The organism is Sphingomonas sp. CBMAI 2297 (assembly GCF_029870595.1).
Classification (GTDB): domain Bacteria; phylum Pseudomonadota; class Alphaproteobacteria; order Sphingomonadales; family Sphingomonadaceae; genus Sphingomonas.
Map to the genome: position 1 here is coordinate 32,299 of NZ_JAPDIR010000023.1, position 19,325 is coordinate 51,623.

Annotated in this window: 14 protein-coding genes; 8 read left to right on the forward strand and 6 right to left on the reverse strand. The window is 64.0% G+C overall.

The window, feature by feature from the left end:
- The first annotated feature begins 251 nt into the window (after positions 1-251).
- The 4 genes from OMP43_RS21565 to OMP43_RS21580 are packed head-to-tail and all read left to right on the forward strand — an operon-like array spanning position 252 to position 4,370.
- The gene (locus tag OMP43_RS21565; protein WP_280281620.1) at positions 252-1,079 is read left to right on the forward strand and encodes a hypothetical protein; all 828 of its coding nucleotides are present in this window, start codon (positions 252-254) and stop codon (positions 1,077-1,079) included.
- Positions 1,076-2,314 (forward strand): hypothetical protein, encoded by a 1,239-nt coding sequence (locus OMP43_RS21570; RefSeq protein WP_280281621.1) that lies wholly within the window; start codon positions 1,076-1,078, stop codon positions 2,312-2,314. The genes OMP43_RS21565 and OMP43_RS21570 overlap by 4 nt, the downstream gene beginning before the upstream one ends.
- Entirely contained in the window at positions 2,311-3,204 is an 894-nt protein-coding gene (locus OMP43_RS21575) for a glycosyltransferase family 2 protein (protein WP_280281622.1), read from the forward strand. The genes OMP43_RS21570 and OMP43_RS21575 overlap by 4 nt, the downstream gene beginning before the upstream one ends.
- Complete coding sequence (locus OMP43_RS21580; RefSeq protein ID WP_280281623.1) at positions 3,201-4,370, forward strand: AMP-binding protein; 1,170 nt, start codon at positions 3,201-3,203, stop codon at positions 4,368-4,370. The genes OMP43_RS21575 and OMP43_RS21580 overlap by 4 nt, the downstream gene beginning before the upstream one ends.
- A 782-nt stretch (positions 4,371-5,152) precedes the next feature.
- On the opposite strand, the gene OMP43_RS21585 is transcribed toward OMP43_RS21580, so the two are convergent.
- A complete protein-coding gene (locus OMP43_RS21585; RefSeq protein WP_280281624.1) occupies positions 5,153-6,523 on the reverse strand; it encodes a sigma-54 dependent transcriptional regulator in 1,371 nt (456 codons plus the stop codon).
- Between the two features lie 214 nt (positions 6,524-6,737).
- Between OMP43_RS21585 and OMP43_RS21590 the strand changes: the two genes are divergently transcribed.
- Genes OMP43_RS21590 through OMP43_RS21600 form a run of 3 tightly spaced genes read left to right on the forward strand, consistent with a single transcriptional unit; the run spans position 6,738 to position 10,580 of the window.
- A complete protein-coding gene (locus tag OMP43_RS21590; protein ID WP_280281625.1) occupies positions 6,738-7,949 on the forward strand; it encodes a polysaccharide biosynthesis/export family protein in 1,212 nt (403 codons plus the stop codon).
- Between the two features lies 1 nt (position 7,950).
- Positions 7,951-9,366, forward strand: a complete 1,416-nt coding sequence (locus OMP43_RS21595) for a hypothetical protein (protein WP_280281626.1) — start codon at positions 7,951-7,953, stop codon at positions 9,364-9,366.
- Positions 9,321-10,580: an O-antigen ligase domain-containing protein gene (locus OMP43_RS21600; RefSeq protein WP_280281627.1), complete on the forward strand. Its 1,260-nt coding sequence runs from the start codon at positions 9,321-9,323 to the stop codon at positions 10,578-10,580. The genes OMP43_RS21595 and OMP43_RS21600 overlap by 46 nt, the downstream gene beginning before the upstream one ends.
- Here OMP43_RS21600 and OMP43_RS21605 read toward each other — a convergent pair.
- From OMP43_RS21605 to OMP43_RS21620, 4 genes are read right to left on the reverse strand one after another with little or no spacing between them, the layout of a single operon-like run.
- On the reverse strand, positions 10,556-11,539 hold the full coding sequence (locus OMP43_RS21605) for a glycosyltransferase (protein ID WP_280281628.1): 984 nt from the start codon (positions 11,537-11,539) through the stop codon (positions 10,556-10,558). The two genes, OMP43_RS21600 and OMP43_RS21605, sit on opposite strands and share 25 nt — an antisense overlap.
- Complete coding sequence (locus OMP43_RS21610) at positions 11,536-12,498, reverse strand: glycosyltransferase family A protein (protein ID WP_280281630.1); 963 nt, start codon at positions 12,496-12,498, stop codon at positions 11,536-11,538. Before OMP43_RS21610 ends, OMP43_RS21605 begins: the two co-directional genes overlap by 4 nt.
- 39 nt (positions 12,499-12,537) lie before the next feature.
- Positions 12,538-13,464, reverse strand: a complete 927-nt coding sequence (locus OMP43_RS21615; protein WP_280281631.1) for a glycosyltransferase — start codon at positions 13,462-13,464, stop codon at positions 12,538-12,540.
- Positions 13,461-14,768: an oligosaccharide flippase family protein gene (locus tag OMP43_RS21620; RefSeq protein WP_280281633.1), complete on the reverse strand. Its 1,308-nt coding sequence runs from the start codon at positions 14,766-14,768 to the stop codon at positions 13,461-13,463. Before OMP43_RS21620 ends, OMP43_RS21615 begins: the two co-directional genes overlap by 4 nt.
- 193 nt (positions 14,769-14,961) lie before the next feature.
- Between OMP43_RS21620 and OMP43_RS21625 the strand changes: the two genes are divergently transcribed.
- Positions 14,962-16,362, forward strand: coding sequence for a WecB/TagA/CpsF family glycosyltransferase (locus OMP43_RS21625; RefSeq protein WP_280281634.1), 1,401 nt, complete (start codon positions 14,962-14,964; stop codon positions 16,360-16,362).
- A 3-nt stretch (positions 16,363-16,365) separates the two neighbouring features.
- Here the strand turns inward: OMP43_RS21625 and OMP43_RS21630 are convergent, their stop codons facing one another.
- Positions 16,366-19,146: an ATP-binding protein gene (locus OMP43_RS21630; protein ID WP_280281635.1), complete on the reverse strand. Its 2,781-nt coding sequence runs from the start codon at positions 19,144-19,146 to the stop codon at positions 16,366-16,368.
- Positions 19,147-19,325: the final 179 nt, after the last annotated feature.

A 19,325-nucleotide genomic window follows, 5' to 3' on the forward strand; every position in this document is an offset into this window, starting at 1 on the left:
GCTACGCGCCCATCTCAGCCGCTCAGCCTGCTCGCAGGGTTATCCGGAAAACCGCCTTCCGTTCAGGCGATGAAAATTGCGACTAATTCGCGACAACTGCATGAATTTATTATTTCGAAATTTCGGGAATTCTATGGATAACTCTCTATTCATCACAGAGAGTTCGAAGTCATAACTATCCATTTTGGCGCATGTTGAACTATTCTAATTATCCCACATCGGATAGACAGCAGTAAGCTCAGGGGTGGAATATGGCGAATTCTCTACAGGGCATCATATTGCCTGTATTTGAAGCGGTGCCGGACTCGCATATCAAGAACGATCTGGCGCGGTGCTTTTCTGAGCACTCCCATTATTTCCACGCTATCGAGAATGGATTCCGAGCTCTGACCCGGCAGCGGCAGGATCCCGAAGCGCTATGTGCCTTCTTCCACAGCTGGTCGCAGACCAACAACAGTGCGGTGACTGTTGCAGGGATAGGCAACCGGCTGACACTCCTGCTCCATCGCGGGCAACATGTCGGCGATGAGGCCGCCCTGCTGCGCGCCCTCACTAGCCTCGACCGTATCATCGATGAGGATCTCGCGGTCACGCACAGGGTGCTCCATGCGGACATGTTCTACCGTATGGCAACCGACATCGTCGGCGATGACCGGTGGCTGTCGCGACGCTATCTTCATCCTGCGGCGAAGGAGTTCAAGGACTGGAAGGATCATAATTCGCTGCGAGAGCGCGACCATGTGATTGCGCTGCTCACCACGCTGGCACACGAGATCTACACGCACGGCGAGGTCGAGTTCATCCTTCCGCTGTTCCGGCGCTGGCTGGCCGAGGAATATGGCTTCACCGACGCGGCGATCCGCCAGACGCTCGCCTGGATCAGCGTCCACACCGGGCCAACCGAGAAGAACCATTTCTTCTATGCGCTGAGCGCGCTGCAGCATTTTGCCGAGGCGACGGGCGTCACCATCGCCGACTATTCGCTCGACGACATTGTTTCTACCTATCTCGCAAAGAAGGCCGCCGTGCTCGACCATGTCTGCCTGCGCGATGCGATCGAGGTCGAGGCAGTCCATTGAGCAGCAATGGCGCCGGCGCGCCATTGCTACGGATCGCCGAGCGCAGCTTCGCCGAAGCCCCACGCTTGGCGCTGGTGGCGCAACTCGGTGATCCGCCGATCATCAATAGCGAACAACTCGCGGCGATGCCGGTGCTGATCGCGCCCGCATATCTGACGCGACTCGATCGGCTGAACCAGTTGCTTGACAAGGCGCTGCGCGCGATCGTCGAACTTTATTTCGACGATCCGCGAATCCGCTCCGTCTACGCGCTGCCCGAATCGATAGAAGCGATCCTGCGGCTGGCCAGCACAAGGCCCTACCGCATCGGCTGGTACCGCCCGGACCTTGTCCACGATGCAGATGGCCAGCCACGAGTCTGCGAGATCGGCGCCCGTTATCCACTGAACGGCTGGATGGTGAGTGAACGGGCAGCCGAAGCGCTTGCACCACACGCAGCCGCGACAGGACTGGGCGAGGTGACCGGGCACGGCTTTGTCGATGCACTGTGCAGCCGATATCGTCCAGGCGAAACCGTGGCGATGTTGCATGCAGCGGAGGCCGGAACCGAGATATTTCTCCTTGCCGACGCACTTCGCGAACGCGGCATCGGCTTCATGTCCCTCGCACCGGAGGCGATCGCGCTGGAAGACGGCGGGTTGCGCGCGGACGGGCGAACGATCAACCACGTCATTCTCGAGATGGACCGAAGCGAGCTGGCGTCCATCCCCGATGACGTGCTGCGCCACCTGATCGACACCGGGAACTATTTCAACGACGTCCGCACGCTGATCCTGGTGCATGACAAGCGCGTACTCGCCGTGCTGTGGGACGATGCGATCCGACGGGATCTCTTGTCGGCAGACGAGGCGGAGGCGTTGCGCGCCTTCCTGATCCCTTCCTGGACCATCGCCGATGCCGGTGGCTGCGAAGCCCTGCTTTCGCGCCGAGAGGACATGATCGCGAAACGGAGCAGCGGCGGTCGCGGAATCGACGTGCTGGTGCGCCGCGAGTGCAGCGAGGCGGCATGGCGCAGGCGCGTCGAGCGCGACTGGTCGCAGGACATGTACCAGCATTATCTTGCGCAGCGCGACTTCGGCGCGCCTGGCGATGCCCGCGCGACGCATCTGATTGGATTGCAGCTGTGTCGTGACGCAACCAGTTATGGCCCGGGCATATTCCGAGGCTCCAGCGCGTCGGTGATTAACCTCCACGGCGACCGCGGCCTGATCTACGTCCCGGTGATCGCACAATGACCAGCCTCGCGGTCGTCATCCCGCTGTTCGACAAGCGGGCGTTCATAGGCGAGGCAATCGCGTCGCTTGCTGGCCAGGAAACCCCGCCCGATGTGTTGATCATCGTCGATGATGCGAGCACGGATGGCAGCGCGGAAGTCGCGGAGGAAGCACTTTCCCTCCACGCCGCCGCATTCGGCGGCACACAGATCGAGCTGGTGCGGCGGGCGACGAATGGTGGCCCGGGTGCGGCCCGCAATTGCGGCATCGAACGCGCCGATTGCGAGTTCCTCCTCTGCCTCGACGCAGACGACATGCTGCGCCCCGATGCGCTGCGGCGCATGCGAGGCGCTATGGACCGGCATGCACTGGCAATGGCGGTAGTCGGTTTTGCGAGCGAACCCGCCGGTGAGGTTTTCCCGGAGCTTGAGCTGTTCGCTGATGAGCTCACGCCGATCGAGGATGAACTCTTCCTTCTCGTCGATCCTCCGCGTGCCGTTGCGCATCCCGAGTTCATGCTGGGCCGCGCCAGCAACGTCATCGTTCGGCGCCGCTGGCTTGGCGCACACCGCTATGTGAGCGCTCAGCTCAACGAGGGCGTCGATCTCTGGTATCGTGTGCTGAAGGACGCCGCCGCCGCCGATGCGCGCGTGGGGCTGATCGCAGCGCCGCTGATCCACTTTCGTGTCGTGCCCGATAGCTTGTCGCGCCGCCGCCGCGATGATTGGCGCACACTCGAGATTCCCCCAACGGTGCTGCGCTATCGCGACAGCGCGGATCCCCGCGATCACAGGATGGCGGCGATGCTCCTTGCGCGCTGGCATGACTATGCGCTTGCGACCATCCCCGAGGAACAGAGACAGTTGTTCCTCGCGCACTATCGCAACCTTTTCGAAGCGGCCGTCTCGTGACTCATCCCGATGACGAGGCGCTGCTGCGCGACGGTTTTGCCCGGGCTCGCGCACATGCCTTCTACCGCGACCATTTCGCCGGGATTGGCGACCATCGCGCAGCGCCGGCAACCGACAAAGCCGTGCTGAAGCCGCATCTCGACCGGTTCGCGCCCGGCTCCGAGCCAAGCGGCGTCTATCTGGTGCGCTCGGGCGGGAGCACGAGCACGCCGCTGGTGTTTCCAGTCGATATTGGCGAAAATCATGCCCAGCGTCATGCCCTGGCCAGCGCCTTGCTCGCCGAAGGGCTGTTCGATGCGAGGACGGTGGCGCTCAATCTGTTCGGCTATGCCGATCTATATCGCACCGCGGCGATCCTCGATGACCTGCTTGAGAGGTGCGCCGCGACCTCGCTGCCGATGAGCGCGCATGCGCGCTACGAAGACGTCCTGGCGACGGCGCGGCGTTTCACGCCGACGCACCTGCTCGGCACCCCCTCAAAGCTTCGACTTTTCGCCGAATTTCTGAGCGCCACCGGTGAGCGCCTGGAGATTCCCCGGCTGCTCTACGCTGGTGAGCCACTCCCCGCGAGCGCCGTTGAGCGCTTCGCCCAAAGCTTCGGAACGCGTGACTTCTGGTCGCTATACGGTGGCGCCGAGACCGGCATCTGGGCGTGGTCCGACGCGAGCCGCAAACCCGGCCTGTTCCGTATCCTGCCGCAGGTCGTTGTCGAGGTGGTGTCTCCGGATTCCGAAGGGTTTGGCGAGCTCGCGGTCACCAACGGCTATCGAAAGCGCTTTCCGGTATTTCGCTATCTTGTCGGCGATGTCGGTCGCCTGGTCGAGCGCGATGGTTCTCGTCTCCTCGAGTTGCGCGGTCGCAACGCGCGCTCGTTCCTGCTTGCCGAGCAGCATTTCGACCTTCCCCTGTTCGCACCGCTCGCCGCTGGCGCCGAGGCATTCCAGATTCAGCTGCGGCAGGGGGAACAGGGTGGGGATCGCCTAGAACTGCTTCTAGTCGATCCGGCCGGGAATTGCTCGACCGATGCTGCTGCCGCAGGGCTCGCGCAACTGATGTGTGACGTGGGATCGCGAGTAGGCCTCGAAGTTCGACGCGTCACGATGGCCATGCTTCATCACGATCCCGTTACCGCCAAGTCGCCACTGATCGCCGACTTGCGGCACTGATTGACGGAGATCGATGCACCCGAGCGCGCAGGTGGCATCCGGTCCTGATCCTGCCATTGTCCAGCAGAGCGCCTGGTGTCCGCTTTGGCGATCCGGTGCCGCATGGCGGCCCGACGGGCCCAGATCCGGCTACCCGATTAACGGTTGAGAGGCCGATTGCTGGAAGACAGCTTTCCGCGATCCCGTGCCAAAAGCCGCTTGGCCGCTACCGGCCCAAAATCCGTCGCTCGGCGTCTCCAATCGGCCGAGATTAACGAAGCGTACCCTCTGAGGCATCCTTATTTTGGATATGAGGCGGTCTTAATTGGGTACGACAAATCCTGTTGAGCCCAGATAAGGCTGCCTCAAGAAAATGGCGGAAAACCGCGAGAGGCAGTTTTCCGGCGGGCATGGCCCGCCCGTTTAACGGCGCCTCGGAATCGGGCTTTTACAGATAACGGTACGTCAGAAAACGAGCTGTATAAAAATATATTCTGATTCAGATGGTTATGATGCGCCATCATTGAACGAAGAATGTGCCCCGCCCACGGCGATCTCAGGGGGCTGCGGACTATTCTCGACTGCTGATCAAGCCTCCAAGGTACGAGCGCTCGGGCTGTCGCTTCGCCCGTCCATTCAGTACCCCAGGGTAAAAGCGATAATGCCGCCAGGTGCCCCAACCGTCTCAGCGCAACCGCTTTCACCAAATCCGGAAGTTGCCGTTCATTCGAATTTACGCTCGGGCAAATTCCAGCCCGGGCGATGCTGGAAGAACGACCAAGGGCCCAGGCCAGGTCCGGCGATCATTTCACGCCATGGTTCGCGGAGAGCCAACGCTCCCGTTTGCGATACAATGTCGATGGGCTGACGCCCAGATTGCGAGCCGCGTTGGGGAGATTCCCGTCCGCATCCGCGATCGCCTGCTCGATCGCGAGACGCTCGATCTGATCGAGCGTCAGGCCCCGCCATCCTCCCGCGGAGAGTTCAGGCGCTTCCGCAACGGAAGGCGACGCACCCTCCTGCGGGATCGGCAGGCTGATCTCGCGACCGCCGCTCATCACCACCGCACGTCGGATGGCATTCTGCAATTCGCGCACGTTCCCCGGCCAGCGATGCCGATGCAAGGTGGCAAGCTGCGATTCGCTCAACGGCGGCAATGTCTTGCCCTCCTCGATGGCATATCGCTCGAGGAAGGTTTGCGCGATCAGGTCCAGGTCATTGCCGCGCTGTCGCAAAGGCGGCAACTCGATCGGTATCACCGCCAGCCGATAGAACAGATCCTCGCGGAAACGGCCGGCCGCCACTTCTTCGACCGGATCGCGATTGGTGGCACAGACCAATCGAATATCCACCGGTTCGCTCCGATTGCTGCCCACGGGCTGAACCAGGCCAGTTTGCAGGAAACGCAACAACTTGACCTGCAGCTTGAGGTCCAGTTCGCAGATCTCATCGAGAAATAGCGTGCCGCCATTGGCCGCGCGCGCGGCACCGGGGCGGTTCTCGATCGCGCCGGTGAAAGCGCCGCGCACATGCCCGAACAGCTCCGATTCGAGCAGGCTCTCGGGAATGGCACCACAGTTGATCGCAACAAATGGTTCGTTGCGACGGCCGCTCGCGCGATGGATCGCTTCCGCGGTCACTTCCTTGCCGGTGCCGCTCTCGCCGGTGACGAAAACGGTCGCCTTGGAATCGGCAACATTCTCGATGGCACGATAGACGGCCTGCATGGCGGCACTCTGGCCGACGAACCCGTGGAAATGATCGCGCCTGGCCACTTGCTTGGCCTGGGCGACCTCACGGGACAATGTCGATCGCTCCAGCGCATTCCGGATCGTAGTCTTCAGGCGCTCCGGCGTGAGCGGCTTGACCAGGAAATCATAGGCACCGAGGCGCATGGCGCTGATGGCGCGGTTGATCGAGCCATCCGAGGTCACGACGATCACGCTCGACGTTGCGGCAAGTGAGGGAATGCTCGCCAGCAATTCGAGACCGTTGCAATCGGGGAGTTGCAAATCGAGCAGCACGGCTTCGAAACTGGAAGCCCCTGCCAGCAATGCGCGCGCGGCAGCACCGGTCTCCGCGATCTCGGCCGCATGGCCCATCGCTTCGATATGCGCCGCATAGGCCAATGCGATCGAGGGCGTATCCTCAACAATCAGAATTCGTCCGGGCATATCATCACCTCAAAGCGGGCATGGCCACGCAAGGGTTGTGCCAATAAATCTCCCGCAACGACTGCGAATCCGGTCTTCGCATTTCGCGAGCGCATCGCATTCTGCAATAGAATGATTTGCGATTTGCAAATAGCCGCGTGAATCTTCGCCGATTCCGCACCTGCCGACAAAATGGCACGCGAATTGATTGACGCGACACAAAGGAGTCGTGTCGATGCGTATTATCTCACGTCTTGCCCTGCTTAATGGTGTTTCTGCGCTTCTGCTCGGGGGATGCGCGGCGGGCCCGCTTCCCCGCAACGCACCTGCGGCAGGGTGGATGCCCCAGCAGCAGCTTGTGTCCGATGCTCAGGACGGTTGCATGCGAAGCTCGGCATCGGGCTTCCCCAGTTCCTTTGATGCGGCCCGGCGCACGGATCGCTCCCTGCTGGAAAGCAGTGCCGCGATCCTGAGTCCGGGAGATCGCCTTCGCGTGCAGGTCGCAGGCGATGAGAACGACATGACGGGCGTGCATGTCATCGGCGACGATGGCCGCCTCACGATGCCCGGGGTAGCACCCATCGAAATCGCCGGCGTCGACATCGCCGAAGCGGGCCATCGGATCGAAGCCGGCCTCGTCAAGGCGGAGTTGCTGCGGGCACCCGGGCATTTCGTCCACGCGACCCTCATCGAGACAGCGGGCGTATCGGTATCCGTACAAGGGGCGGTGTTCGCAGCGGGCACGGTTCGCGCCGGCGAAAGGCAGGCGGAAGACCGTGTGGGCCAGAAGGAAGGCATCGCGGATGGCGATGCCAATGCCGGCCGCACGCTGAGCGCGGCGCTGCGCGCAGCCGGAGGAATCCGGCCCGATGCCGATCTGTCGGACGTCAGGCTGATGCGCCAGGGACGCTGGATATCGCTCGATCTGCGCGGCGCGCTCGACGGGACGGGGCTTGCGGATATGCCGGTCGCCGGCGGGGACAGTATTTTCGTGTCCAGCAGCGGCTGTTTCGACCAGGCGCTCGTGCGGCCGAGTCCGCTCACGCCGCCGGGTATCCGCGTCTACATGTCCAATCTCTCGAGGCCCGCGGCGAACAACGCCGGCGCCGCGATCGGGCGCGACGCGACCAGCCTCCCCTACGGCACGCGCCTGCTCCAGGCGCTGGTGGCGGCCAACTGCGTGGGCGGCTCGGCCATGAACGCCGGTCGCCGGGCAATATTGATCTCGCGCAATCCGCTTACCGGCCAGAGCGTGGTGATCCAGCGTGACGTCGAGCGCCTGGTGCGCTCGGCATCGCGTGACGAGGCGGATCCGTACCTGATGCCGGGCGACGCGCTGGCCTGTTACGATAGCCGCTGGATGAATTTCAGCGACATCCTGTCGCTGGTCAGCGGCACCGCCAGCGCCGTGACGCCCGCCCTTCTGCTACGCAAGGGAGGCAATTGAAATGCTGGATCCGCGGCCGGCATCGTCGCCAAGGCGTCTCGTGCGCTTCTGGCACGTCGTACGCGATGGCCTCCCCGTCATCGGCCGGTATCGTCGTTATGCCGTCAGCGCGGCGATACCGTTCCTGATGATATGGATTGGCACGATCGCCTATCTCGCGACCGCTCCGGTTCGATATACCAGCCGGGCGACCCTGATCCTGCCCGGCAGCGGCGTTGGCGGCAGCATGAACCTCGATACCATCGGGCAGGCGTCGACGGTTACTTCATCGGCCTTCTCCAGTCCCTCGCTGAGCCCCACGGAGAACTACAAGCGGCTGCTGATGGCGGATATCACCCGGCGCAACGCCGCCAGCATGCTGGGCGAGGCGCCGGACCGATTTCCCGTGCCGATCGTGAAGCTCACCGATCAGACCAACCTGATCGAGACCTCCATGGCGGGTGCGACACCGTCGCAGGCGCAACGGCGCATGGAAGCCATTCGGCAGGCCTTCCTGCTGTCACTCGACCGCCTGCGCACCGATGAGGCTCGCAAGCGGGAAGCCGCCGATCGCGCCCAGATCGCCAATCTGCAGGAGAAGGCGCGCGAAGCGCAGCAGCACTTGCTCGAGTTCCAGGGGAGGACCGGCCTGGTCTCGCTGGACCAGTTCAACAACCGGGTTGCCGCGCTCGACACCCTGCGCGACCGTGAGCATCAGGCGCAGACGATGTATCGTCAAAGCGACGTCGCCCAGAGGCGCATTGCCGCAAGTCTCGGCGTAAGCATGATCACGGCTCGCGATGCGATGCTGCTGCGCCAGGATCCCGAGTTCCAGTCGATCCTAGCGCGTCTCTCGGCGCTCGACACGCAGTTGAACGAGAAAAGCGCAACGCTGGGCGATCGGCATATGACGATCGAAGAGCTGAAGGCCCAGACCCTGTCGCTGCACCAGGCGCTGGCGGCGCGCGGACGGCAACTGACCGGCATGTCGGAGCCGGCAATGGCCCGTTTTGCCGACCTGTCGGTTTCGGATGCACGTGCGCAGCTGCTGGGCGCCGCGGTAACCGGCGACAGCCAGGCCGCCGGCGCCAGGGCCGCCGTTGCCGAGATCCGTTCCCAGATCGGCGATCAGGCCAGCGGGGTGCCACAGCTGGCGGCCGAAGCGTCCCAGCTCGCGGACCTGACACGCGACCTGCGCGTGGCCGACGCCGTCTTCTCGTCGGCCCTGGCCCGCCTCGATACGAACAAGGCGGACCCCTTCGCCTCCTATCCGCTGGTGCAGACGCTCGAGGCACCCTCGCTGCCAACCGGCCGGTCCTCGCCTTCCCTGATGCTCGCGCTTTGCGGAGCGGTCGGGGCATCCCTGCTACTCTTGGTCGGACTCGTACTCGCATGGCTCCGTCAACCGATCATACGCGCTCTGCTGCCGAACGCCTGACCAGCGGCGCCATCGAAGCGAGCTGGCTGCTCTATGCGCTGGGCGCGCTTTATCTCGTCGGCCCGTTGCTCGGCTGGCTTCTCGCCGCGATGGCGGCCGCGCAACTCTATCTGGGTCTGTCCGGAAAGCGTGTCCCGGCGCCGATCCTGCTCTGGTTGGGCGGGATGCTGGCCATGCTCGTCATCCTGCTGGCAGGGCATGTCCTCAACGACCTCGGCCTCGACCAGACCCTGAAATCGGCGACCGGCTGGGCCAAGGGCTGGGCGCTGCTGGCGCTGTTCCCGTTCGCCGGCGCGATACTCGGCATAAGGCCGCAGGTCATCTACCGTGCAGTATGCAGGCTCGGGCTGCAAACGCTATTGCTGTTGCCGCTCCTCGTCGCGGCACCCTATCTCCACCTGCCTGGCGAGATCTATGTCTCGCCGCTCAGGATATTGGGGGGTTCCGGCCCCGAATTCTTCTCGGTCGTCCTCTACACCATCGATCCCGAGGTGGGAGCACCGCGCTGGCAATTTTTCGCCCCCTGGTCTCCCGCCGCCGGAATGATCGCGGTGGTGCATATCCTCTGCGCGCTGGAAGAAAGGCATCCCGGATGGAAGGCCGTGGGCATCGCCGCCGGGATCGCCGTCGCCCTGCTCTCGCAATCCCGCCTCGCCTTCGTCGCGCTGGCCGTGATCTGGCCGCTCGCGCATCTTGTGTCACGCATGCGATATCCCTGGTTCTGGCGCATCGCGGCCGTCCCCGCGCTGCTGGCCGGATGGCGGGCCAGCGAGCTCGCGGCGATGGCAAGCCAGGCGACGGAGCGTTTCAACGGCGCACGGGCCGATTCAAGCAGGGTCCGGGCCACGCTCGGCAGGATCGCGGTCGAACGCTGGCGCCACGAGGCACCCTGGTTCGGGCACGGCGTCGTGGAACGTGGGCCGCATCTGGTCGAGTACATGCCGATCGGCAGCCATCACAGCTGGTACGGCCTGCTGTTCGTCAAAGGCCTATGCGGCGTGGTGGCGCTTGCGCTGCCTCTCGCCGTCGGGCTGATCGATGCGGCGGCATCCGCCGTGCGGGGCTCCGCAAGCGGGCGCGTCGCCTTTGCGATGCTCATGGTGCTGCTGCTCTACAGCTTCGGCGAGAACCTGGAGGTACTCGGCTATCTGGTCTGGCCCGGCCTGTTGCTGATTGGAATTGGCGCCGCTCAACAGGCGGATGCAACCAGATGATCGAGCAGGGCCCGCCATGCCGCCGGAGTAGCATGGCCGGCATCCACCATCGCGGCGCGGTTACGCCGGCCCATGTCCCTGAGGTCCATGCCCGCCATTCGCTCGATCGCTTCGGCCAGTAGTTCCGGCGAGGTGCAGTCGCTCACCAGGCCGGCCACCGACTGTTCCGGCAAACCATCGACATCGGCAAGCAGGGTTGCGCGGCCGGCGAGCTTGGCTTCCGCCGCGACCTGCCCAAAGGGCTCCCAGCGCGAAGGAACGACGACCAGGTCGACATTGGCGAGCAGCACGCCTGGATCGTCCAGCTTGCCCAGAAACCGGATATGCGGGGCATTGCCCGCAAGCGCGCGCAGCATCGCCTCGTCGGGGCCGAAACCGCCGAGATGAAGGCTGAACCGTTCGGGGTCCAGGCGATGCATGGCCCGGATCAGAGTGTCGAAGCCCTTCTGCTCGGCAAAACGGCCATATGCCCCGACAGTCAACCGCTGCGCCGGCATGGGCGGAGGTACGCAATACAGGCGCTCCTCCCCGCTCCATGGCCGGATCGTGGAGATGGCGCGTGGCTGGCAAACACCGGAAAGCCAGCGCCGCTGGCCGTCCGAGACGGTCACCACATGATCGAAGGCGGGGAGCGCGAGGCGCAGCATCGCATGGAAACGTCGAAGCGACGGCACCTTCAGCCGTTCCCAGGCAGCGCAGTAGCTATGCTCCACATGGACCAGCCGCGCGCGCGGATTGCGCAGGCGCAGCGTTCGGATGAAGGGCAAGGCCGCCCAGCTGGGCGGGAAATGCGTCAGGATGACATCCGCGGCCAGGGATGGTGCCAATTGCCGGCGCGGCGCGACTTCCACAACGTCGCTTCGAATATCCTCCGCAAGCATCGGATGCTCGAAGATCCTGAAGGACTTCGTCACTCCTCCCAGGGCGAAGTCGTCGAGGAGATGCACTATCCGCATCATGCGTCGGCCCTCCCGGCATAGCCCCCAAGCAGACGCTCCGAAAAGCGCGGGGGCATCAATCGCGTGACGATCACCCCCGCGAGCGTGGCCAGCGTCTTGCCGGGCTCTCCCATCAGGGCCCGGGGGCTCGCGCCGAATGCCGCGCGCAGCAACGCGGCGGCGAAGGGACCGTCGCGCAGCTGCACGGCCCGGCGTGCAAGATAGCGAAGCTGGAAAGCGCGCGCATCCTGGCCGTGCCGTGCAATGAGTTGCGGCGCCCGTCGCTGGCAGTTGCGGACGGCGCGCTGCCAGCTCTCGAACTGGTTGGCGATCTGGGCCGACAAACCGCCGCCGACGATCCGATAGTCCGTCAGCAGGCCGTCAATCCCCTCGAAGCGGCATTCATGCCACGCCGACATGCGCATCCAGAGCTCGATATCCTCGGACTGGCGGAAGCGTTCATCGAACCAGCACGGCCGTCCCGGCTCCTCGGGATGCGCAAACCTGGCCCGATCGAGCGCCTTGCGCCGGATCACGGGAGCGGATCCGTTGCCGACGGGATTGCGCATCAGAATGTCCGCCGGCGTGATGTCATTGAGCTTGGGGCGCATCGCCACCCGAAGCGGACGGCCTCGCGCGTCGATGAGCCTAGAGCCGGAGAAGCTCACATCGACATGCGGATTCGTGCGGAGATGAATGGCGTGCAGCGTCAGCTTTGCGCGGTCCCACCGGTCATCGGCATCGAGCAGCGCGACGAACTCGCCTCTTGCGGCGGCGATCCCGGTATTGCGCGCGCCGGCAAGGCCGCGATTGGCCTGATGGACGATGCGGATTCGGGGGTCGAGAAATTCCCGGCAAATCCTCATGCTGCCGTCGCTTCCGCCATCGTCGACGATGATCAGCTCGAAATCCATGAAGTTCTGCGCCAGCACCGAATCTATGGCTTCGCCGACATAACGTTCGACGTTGAATACCGGCATGACGACCGAAACGAGGGGCTTATTCATGACATTGCTCCTTCAGGCGAACAGGCGATTCCGCAGGACGAGGGGAAGGAAGGGACCGGCGAATGCTCCGGCCAGGGTCATGCCGCCCCGCCATCGATCGGCCAGGAAAGCGCTCGGCGAGTAGCGCAGGCCAAGCAACGCGTAGCGCCGGGCAACCCGGGCCGGCTCCCCTAGTCGCAGGGCCCGGCGCGCCAGATAGCGGCAATAGACTGCTTCCGCCGCGCGAATGTCGACGCGGTCCTGATAGGTCCTGGCGAAACGACGCCACCCCGCATGCATGCGGCGCAGGTCGGACGATAGGCCACCGGAGGTCGTACGATAGCGCACAAGCACCTCGTCGATCCCGACGATATGGCAGCCTGCCAACGTCGCCCGCGCGAGCCATTCCTGATCCTCGGCGTGCTGCATCCCATTGCGAAGCGCGCCGGTTCGTTTCCAGGCTTCCCGGCTCACGACCAGATTGGACATCGTGCAAACCGGATTCTCGGCAACGGCCTGTGCCGGGGTTAGTGGCCCAGCACCGACGGTCGAACGGCTGGAACCGTGCGCATATGTCCGGCGCGGGTCCAGGAACGTCACCGCCGCATAGCTGGCATCGGGGGCGACGGGGCCGGCGTGCAACGCGGCATGGCGTTCCAGCTTTTCCGGGACCCAGAGATCATCCGCATCGAGAAATGCAATGAGCGCGCCGTGCGCATGCTCGACGCCGATATTTCGCGCCCGCGCCGCTCCCACCCCGTCCAGCGAGATCACATGCAACCGCTCGTCCAGGGCGGCGGCTTCCAGCATGATGTGCAGTGTCCGGTCCGTCGATCCGTCGTCGATCAGCAGCAATTCGAAATCCCGCACGGTCTGAGCAAGCACGCTTGCGATCGTCGCCGCGATCGTTGCGGCCGCGTTGCGGGCGGGCACTATGACGCTGAAATCGGGGTTGCTCACAGCACATACTCCTCGATGCGCGAACCGCGCGCATGCGGACGGTTCGCAAGGTTCCAGATGAAGTAGGGAAGCAGGATGATCGTCAGGCCGAGCACATAGCCAATGACGGCGATCGCCAGCCCCTGCGAGGCGCCCAGCGCCAGTCCGCCCAGGGCGCTCAATGTCGCGATCGTGCTGATCCCCGCATCGGCAACCGCGTTCCCGTCGGCCCGCATCCGCGCCGTCGCGACTGCGCCCAGCAGCAGCGGAAATGCGGCCAGGCCGAGCAGGGAGACCAAGGGAGCCGCCATCGCCCAATGGGCACCGAAGACCAGCGGTACATAAAGGGGAGCAAGCAGGATCTGGGTCCCGACCACCGGGAGAAGGATGGCGGCGGACACTGCCGCACCCTGGACGAAGCGCTGGTGCCGTCCGGCGCCGCTTGCCCCGCAGATGAACGGAAACAGCACGATCTGCGTTGCCGATACGAACGAATAGGTGATGCCCAGGCCGGCGCCGAAGGCGAAATAATAAGTGCCGAGCGCGTTCACGCCCAGCAGCGCCCCGATGATGAGATTGTCGCACTGGGAACGCGCCGCCGTGACAAGCTCGCCGACGATCACTCCGCTTCCGAAGCGAAGAAAATGCCGCGCCGACATTGGCGCGGCAATCGCCGGCCGCCAGGAACGGGCGCGACGCACGAGCAGCACCCACAGGGGCGTGGTGAGGAGCTTGGGAAGCACCAGCGCCCAGGCACCCGGCGCCAGCAGAACGAGAACCGCGGTCAGGAAATGGTCCGTGATCGTCTGGAGCGAGCCAATGCGCGCCGTCGTCCCCAGCCGGCCATCGCGCATCAGCAGGAAGACGCGCACCAGACCGAACGGCATCATGAGATAGACCGTGCTGAGCACCGCCAGCATCGTGGCGGCCTCCCGCTGGCCAGCGATCGCCAGGCCGCCCGCAACGCCGAGCTGCAACAGGGTGACGATTGGGCACCAGGCACGAAAGAGCCGGTCCGCGCCATTGCATACCGAGGCGAGCTCCGCATCGGAGGCCGCCACTATGCGCTGGCCGATCCCGGCATTGGCGAGCACCCTGATGATCTCGAACAGGCTGAGGCAAAGCGCCGCCGTTCCCATCATCACTGGCGAGACGTGGCGAGCGATCACCACGACCGCGGCGAGGCGGGATAGCCGCGCAACCAGCTCCCCTCCGACATAGGCGGATATGCCCCGGACCACGGGATGCGCGGCAAGTCTGAGCGAAAGGCGGGAAAAGAATAGCATCGTAAAACCTCGACGCCCCCTCAGCATCAAGCGTGCCAATTGATCGGCAAGGCGGCGATGCGCGGAAACCGCCCGAAAATTCGCAATCTGAAATTGTAGAGTGCAATCCGAATTGCATTATGGACCGCGCCGAACGCGCCGGCAGAAGCGGAAAACGACGCGATTCCGCCATTCTGATGATTTGGCACGTTCGATGCCCAGTGTTTCCGGCAACTGAAGCCGGAGTTCCTCCATGTATCGTTTCCAGGATCTCAATTCCGCCGACATCGAGCCGCGCGCCATATCGGTCGAGAAGTCGCGACTATTCGGACTCGACCTTGCGCGAAGCGACCAGGCGCAAATGGCCGATCTCATCGCGCAGCGCGCGCGCATGGGGCATGCCATGGTGGTCAACTTCGTGAACGCGCATTGCGTGAATGTCGCCACGACCGACCCCGTCTATCGGGAATGCCTCGAGAGCAGCGAATTGCTGCTGCCCGATGGCAGCGGGATGAAACTCGCCGCGCGGATTGCCGGAGTCCCGACCGGAGAAAATCTCAACGGAACCGACCTGTTCCCGTTGCTGTGCGAGCGTGCCGCCCGGTTCGGCTTGTCGATATATCTGCTGGGCGCGGGCCCTGGCCTAGCGTCACGCACCGCCCAGGCGATGCAGGCCCGCTATCCGGAACTCAAGGTCGCCGGAACCCATGACGGATTCTTTGACGCCGCCGAGGAAGAAGCCCTGCTGCGGGAGATCGAAGACTTGCGCCCCGATCTCCTGTTCGTCGCCATGGGCGTGCCGCTGCAGGAAAAATGGATACACCGCCATCGCGCACGCCTGGGCGCCACGGTCACTCTCGGCGTCGGAGGCCTGTTCGACTATTATTCCGGTCGATTGCCGCGTGCGCCATTGCCGGTCCGCCGCCTCGGCTTCGAATGGATGTGGCGGCTCGCCCTGGAACCGCGCAGGCTCGCCCAACGCTATGTCCGCGGCAATTTCGCCTTCCTGATAAGGGCATGCGCATATGGGATCGCGCGGCGGACGGCGCCGCGCAAATTGCCCAATCCCAAGCGCTGCTTCGATCTCGCCCTGGGCGCGGCACTGCTGCTTGCCGCCGCCCCCATAATGCTCCTGGCCGCGCTCGCCATCCGGCTCGAAAGCCAGGGGCCGGTATTCTTTCGACAACTACGCATCGGCCGGGATGGGCGTCCTTTCCGCATCTGGAAATTCCGATCCATGGTGGTCGATGCGGAACAACGGCGGCGTGCGCTCCTGGCATTCAGCGAACGGGACGCCACCTGCTTCAAGATGCGCCGCGACCCCAGGGTTACGCGTGTCGGCCGCGCCATCCGGCGTTGGTCGGTCGATGAACTGCCGCAGATATTCAACGTGCTTTCGGGCGACATGTCCCTGGTGGGCCCGCGCCCGGCGCTTCCCGAGGAAGTGACCCGCTATGGTGAACACGAACTCGGGCGGCTGCGCGGCCGCCCGGGCATCACCTGCACCTGGCAGGTTTCCGGAAGAGCGGAAATCGCTTTCGCGCAACAGGTCGAAATGGATATCGCATATCTGCGCGACATATCGCTGCGCGGTGACCTGCTCCTTCTCGCACGCACTCTGCCCGCCGTACTGTCTGCGCGAGGCGCTTATTGAACGTCAGGCCGCGAGGCGCGCCAGGATGCGTTCCACCCGTTCCAGCGCGCTCGCTACCGCCACCGTGATCCGGTCGGCCTGCACGGCAGCGTCCATGCCAGTACCATTTGCCAGCGCCGTTTCGACTTCCCGGCAGAGCTCCGCCAGTTCGCCAAGGCCGAAACCTCCGGCTGCGCCCTTCAGCGCATGGAGCGCACGGCGCGTCCTTTCGCCATCGCCTTCCGCCAGACCGTGCAATGCGGATTGCGCGAGCCCGTCAATATCGCGCTTCAGGCTCACGCCTACCAGCCTCCTGGCATTCACGGGCAGGGCGCCGATGGCTTCGATGATCGCCAGGTTGGCGCTCTCGTCCTCGAGCTCCGGGCCAATCTCCCCCGGAAACGCCGCCATGGAGGTCCGTTCGCCGGCCTCGCGGATGATGTCCTGAAGCCGCTGATAGTCGAAGGGCTTGGCGAGGTGGCCGCTCATGCCGGCCAGGCGGCAGGCATCGGCGTCGCTGTCATAGGCGCTCGCGGTCAGCGCATAGATCGGAACCCGCGCGCCGGCCTCTCCCAGGCTGCGGATGCGCCGCGTCGCCTCCAGCCCGTCCATGATCGGCATCTGCACATCCATCAGAATGATGTCGAAGGGCCTGACCGCGAGCGAAGCCGCAAAGCTGTCCACCGCTTCGGCGCCGGTGCTCGCGAGCACCACTTCATGGCCGGATCTTGCTAGCGCCATCCTGAGAAGCGTTCGATTGAACTCGACATCCTCCGCGACCAGAATGCGCGCCCTAACCGCCTCCGCCCTCGGCTCGCGCGCCTCCGAGGCCCGCAGCCGCTGGTCGGCGGGAGCCGCGTCGACGCGCAAATGGAAACTCGACCCCGAGGCATCGGAACCCGCTATCCAAAGATCCCCGCCGAGAATGCGGGCGAGACGTCGGCTGATCGCGAGGCCCAGGCCGGTACCGCCAAAGCGACGAGCCGTCGAAGAATCCGCCTGGACGAAGGGATCGAAGATCGCTTCCCGGCGATCGCCTGCAATCCCGCAGCCGGTGTCGGTGACGATTACCTCGAGCTGGTCCTCGGGCACCTTCGTAAAGCGGATGTCCAGGCTCCCCTTCTCGGTGAACTTCAGGGCATTTGAAATGAGATTGAGGAGGATTTGCCGAAGGCGATGCGAATCGCCCGATATGAAGGCGGGTACATCGGGGGCGACGGTCACGCGCATGTCCAGGCCCTTTGCACCCGCCTGGAGCGAGAACATGGCCTCGACCTCCGCGATCATCTGGCGCAGGGCAAAGGGCTCGTTGACGACGGAAAGCGCACCAGCCTCGATCTTCGAGAAATCGAGGATGTCGTTCAGGGTCTGGAGCATCGCCTGCCCGCACTGGCGCAAGATTTCGGCCTGACTGCGCTGCACGGGATCAAGCTCGCCCGCAAGCAGGAGGTCGGTGAAACCGATGACTCCGTTCATCGGAGTCCGTATCTCATGGCTCATGTTCGCGAGGAATATTCCACGCGTTTCCACTGCCTGATTGGCCAGGGCGAGCGCCCGCTCGATCTCCTGCTCCAGCTGCTTGCGCGCCGTGACGTCGCGGATCGAGACGATCACCTCTTCGAGTTCGGCGCCCTTGCGGACCAGGCCGCAATTGGCCTCGAGCCAGATCCATTGGTCCGGCCGATCGAGCGGACGCGATCTGTAGGTCAGGACGCACCGCTCGATTTCGCCCCTGCCCAGCGCGAGAAAGGTCTCGACGACATTCTCTCTATCGTCCGGATGAAAGCGCACCAGCAGATCGTTGCCGACCAGTTGGTCCGGAGAAGCGCCGATGACCGACTGGACCGAGGGCGAGGCATATTTGCATCGCCCGTCCAGGCCGACACGGAAAACCGCATCCGTGGCATTCTCGGCAAGCAGCTTGAGTTGCTGTTCGCTGGCAGCCAGTTCCTCCGTCAGGCGCCGGCGCTGGGCAAGCACTGACGCAACCGGCAGGGAGCAGGCCGCATTCGCCAGCAGAAACAATTGCAGGACCGTCACCTTGTCGTGCAACCCGCCGCCGACCAACATTATGGGCCCCATGCCAAGGGCGGTCGCCGTCGCGGCAATCAACGCCACCAGCAGCAAGCCCACCGCCGAGCCGAAGGCCCCAAGGGCGAAGGCGATGGCCAGCATCACGGGCGTGACCAGGAAGAGGAAGGGATATCTATCCTGGGTAAAGGTAATGATCGAAACTGCGATCAAGCTCGCCTGCGTAGCTGCAATTCGCCAGAACCCCGCTCTCGCGAAGCATTCGCGCGGATTGTTGGTGAGCAGCGTCACCACGAGCGGGGTCACCACGAGCAGCCCCAGCAGGTCCGATCGGAACCAGTCGAGAAACACTGCCGGAGAGGTGGAGGCTTCCTTGAGCGCCAGGATCACGAATGCGAGCGATGCGGAGGCGAAAGAGGCGGCTGCGCTGTAGATGCCGAACCGTATGGACGATACGAAGCCGCCGAAATCCGGCACCGGTATGCGTGACCGGCGCCAAAGGACGACGACCATCACTATTTCCAGCGTGTTGCACGAGGATAGAGCAACTGCGATTGCGCTGGTGTCGCCGGAGGCCAGGTTCGCGCAAAGCGTGGCGAAGAAACCGAGTACCAGCATGACTGGCGTCGAGAGATCGCGGCGAAGTAGCAATGCGGCGACAAGAATTGCGTTCGCGGGCCAGATCGCGGCTATGCGCCCCATATCGCGCGTGAGTTCGATCGCAAGCCAACTCGCTCCCGCTACCGCGCAGAATAGCAAGATATAGATCGGCACGCGGTCGCGGCCGTCCGATACGCGGGCACTCTGACGTTCCACAATATTACATTTAGAATATCGTGGTTGAAGTGACCTTAAAGTTCGAAACTTTCGTGAGAGTCTTATTTGAACGGAGTGTGACCCGAGCTTCCCTTAGCAAACTCGGAAACCGCCCAATGCTGCGAAGATAGTTGCGC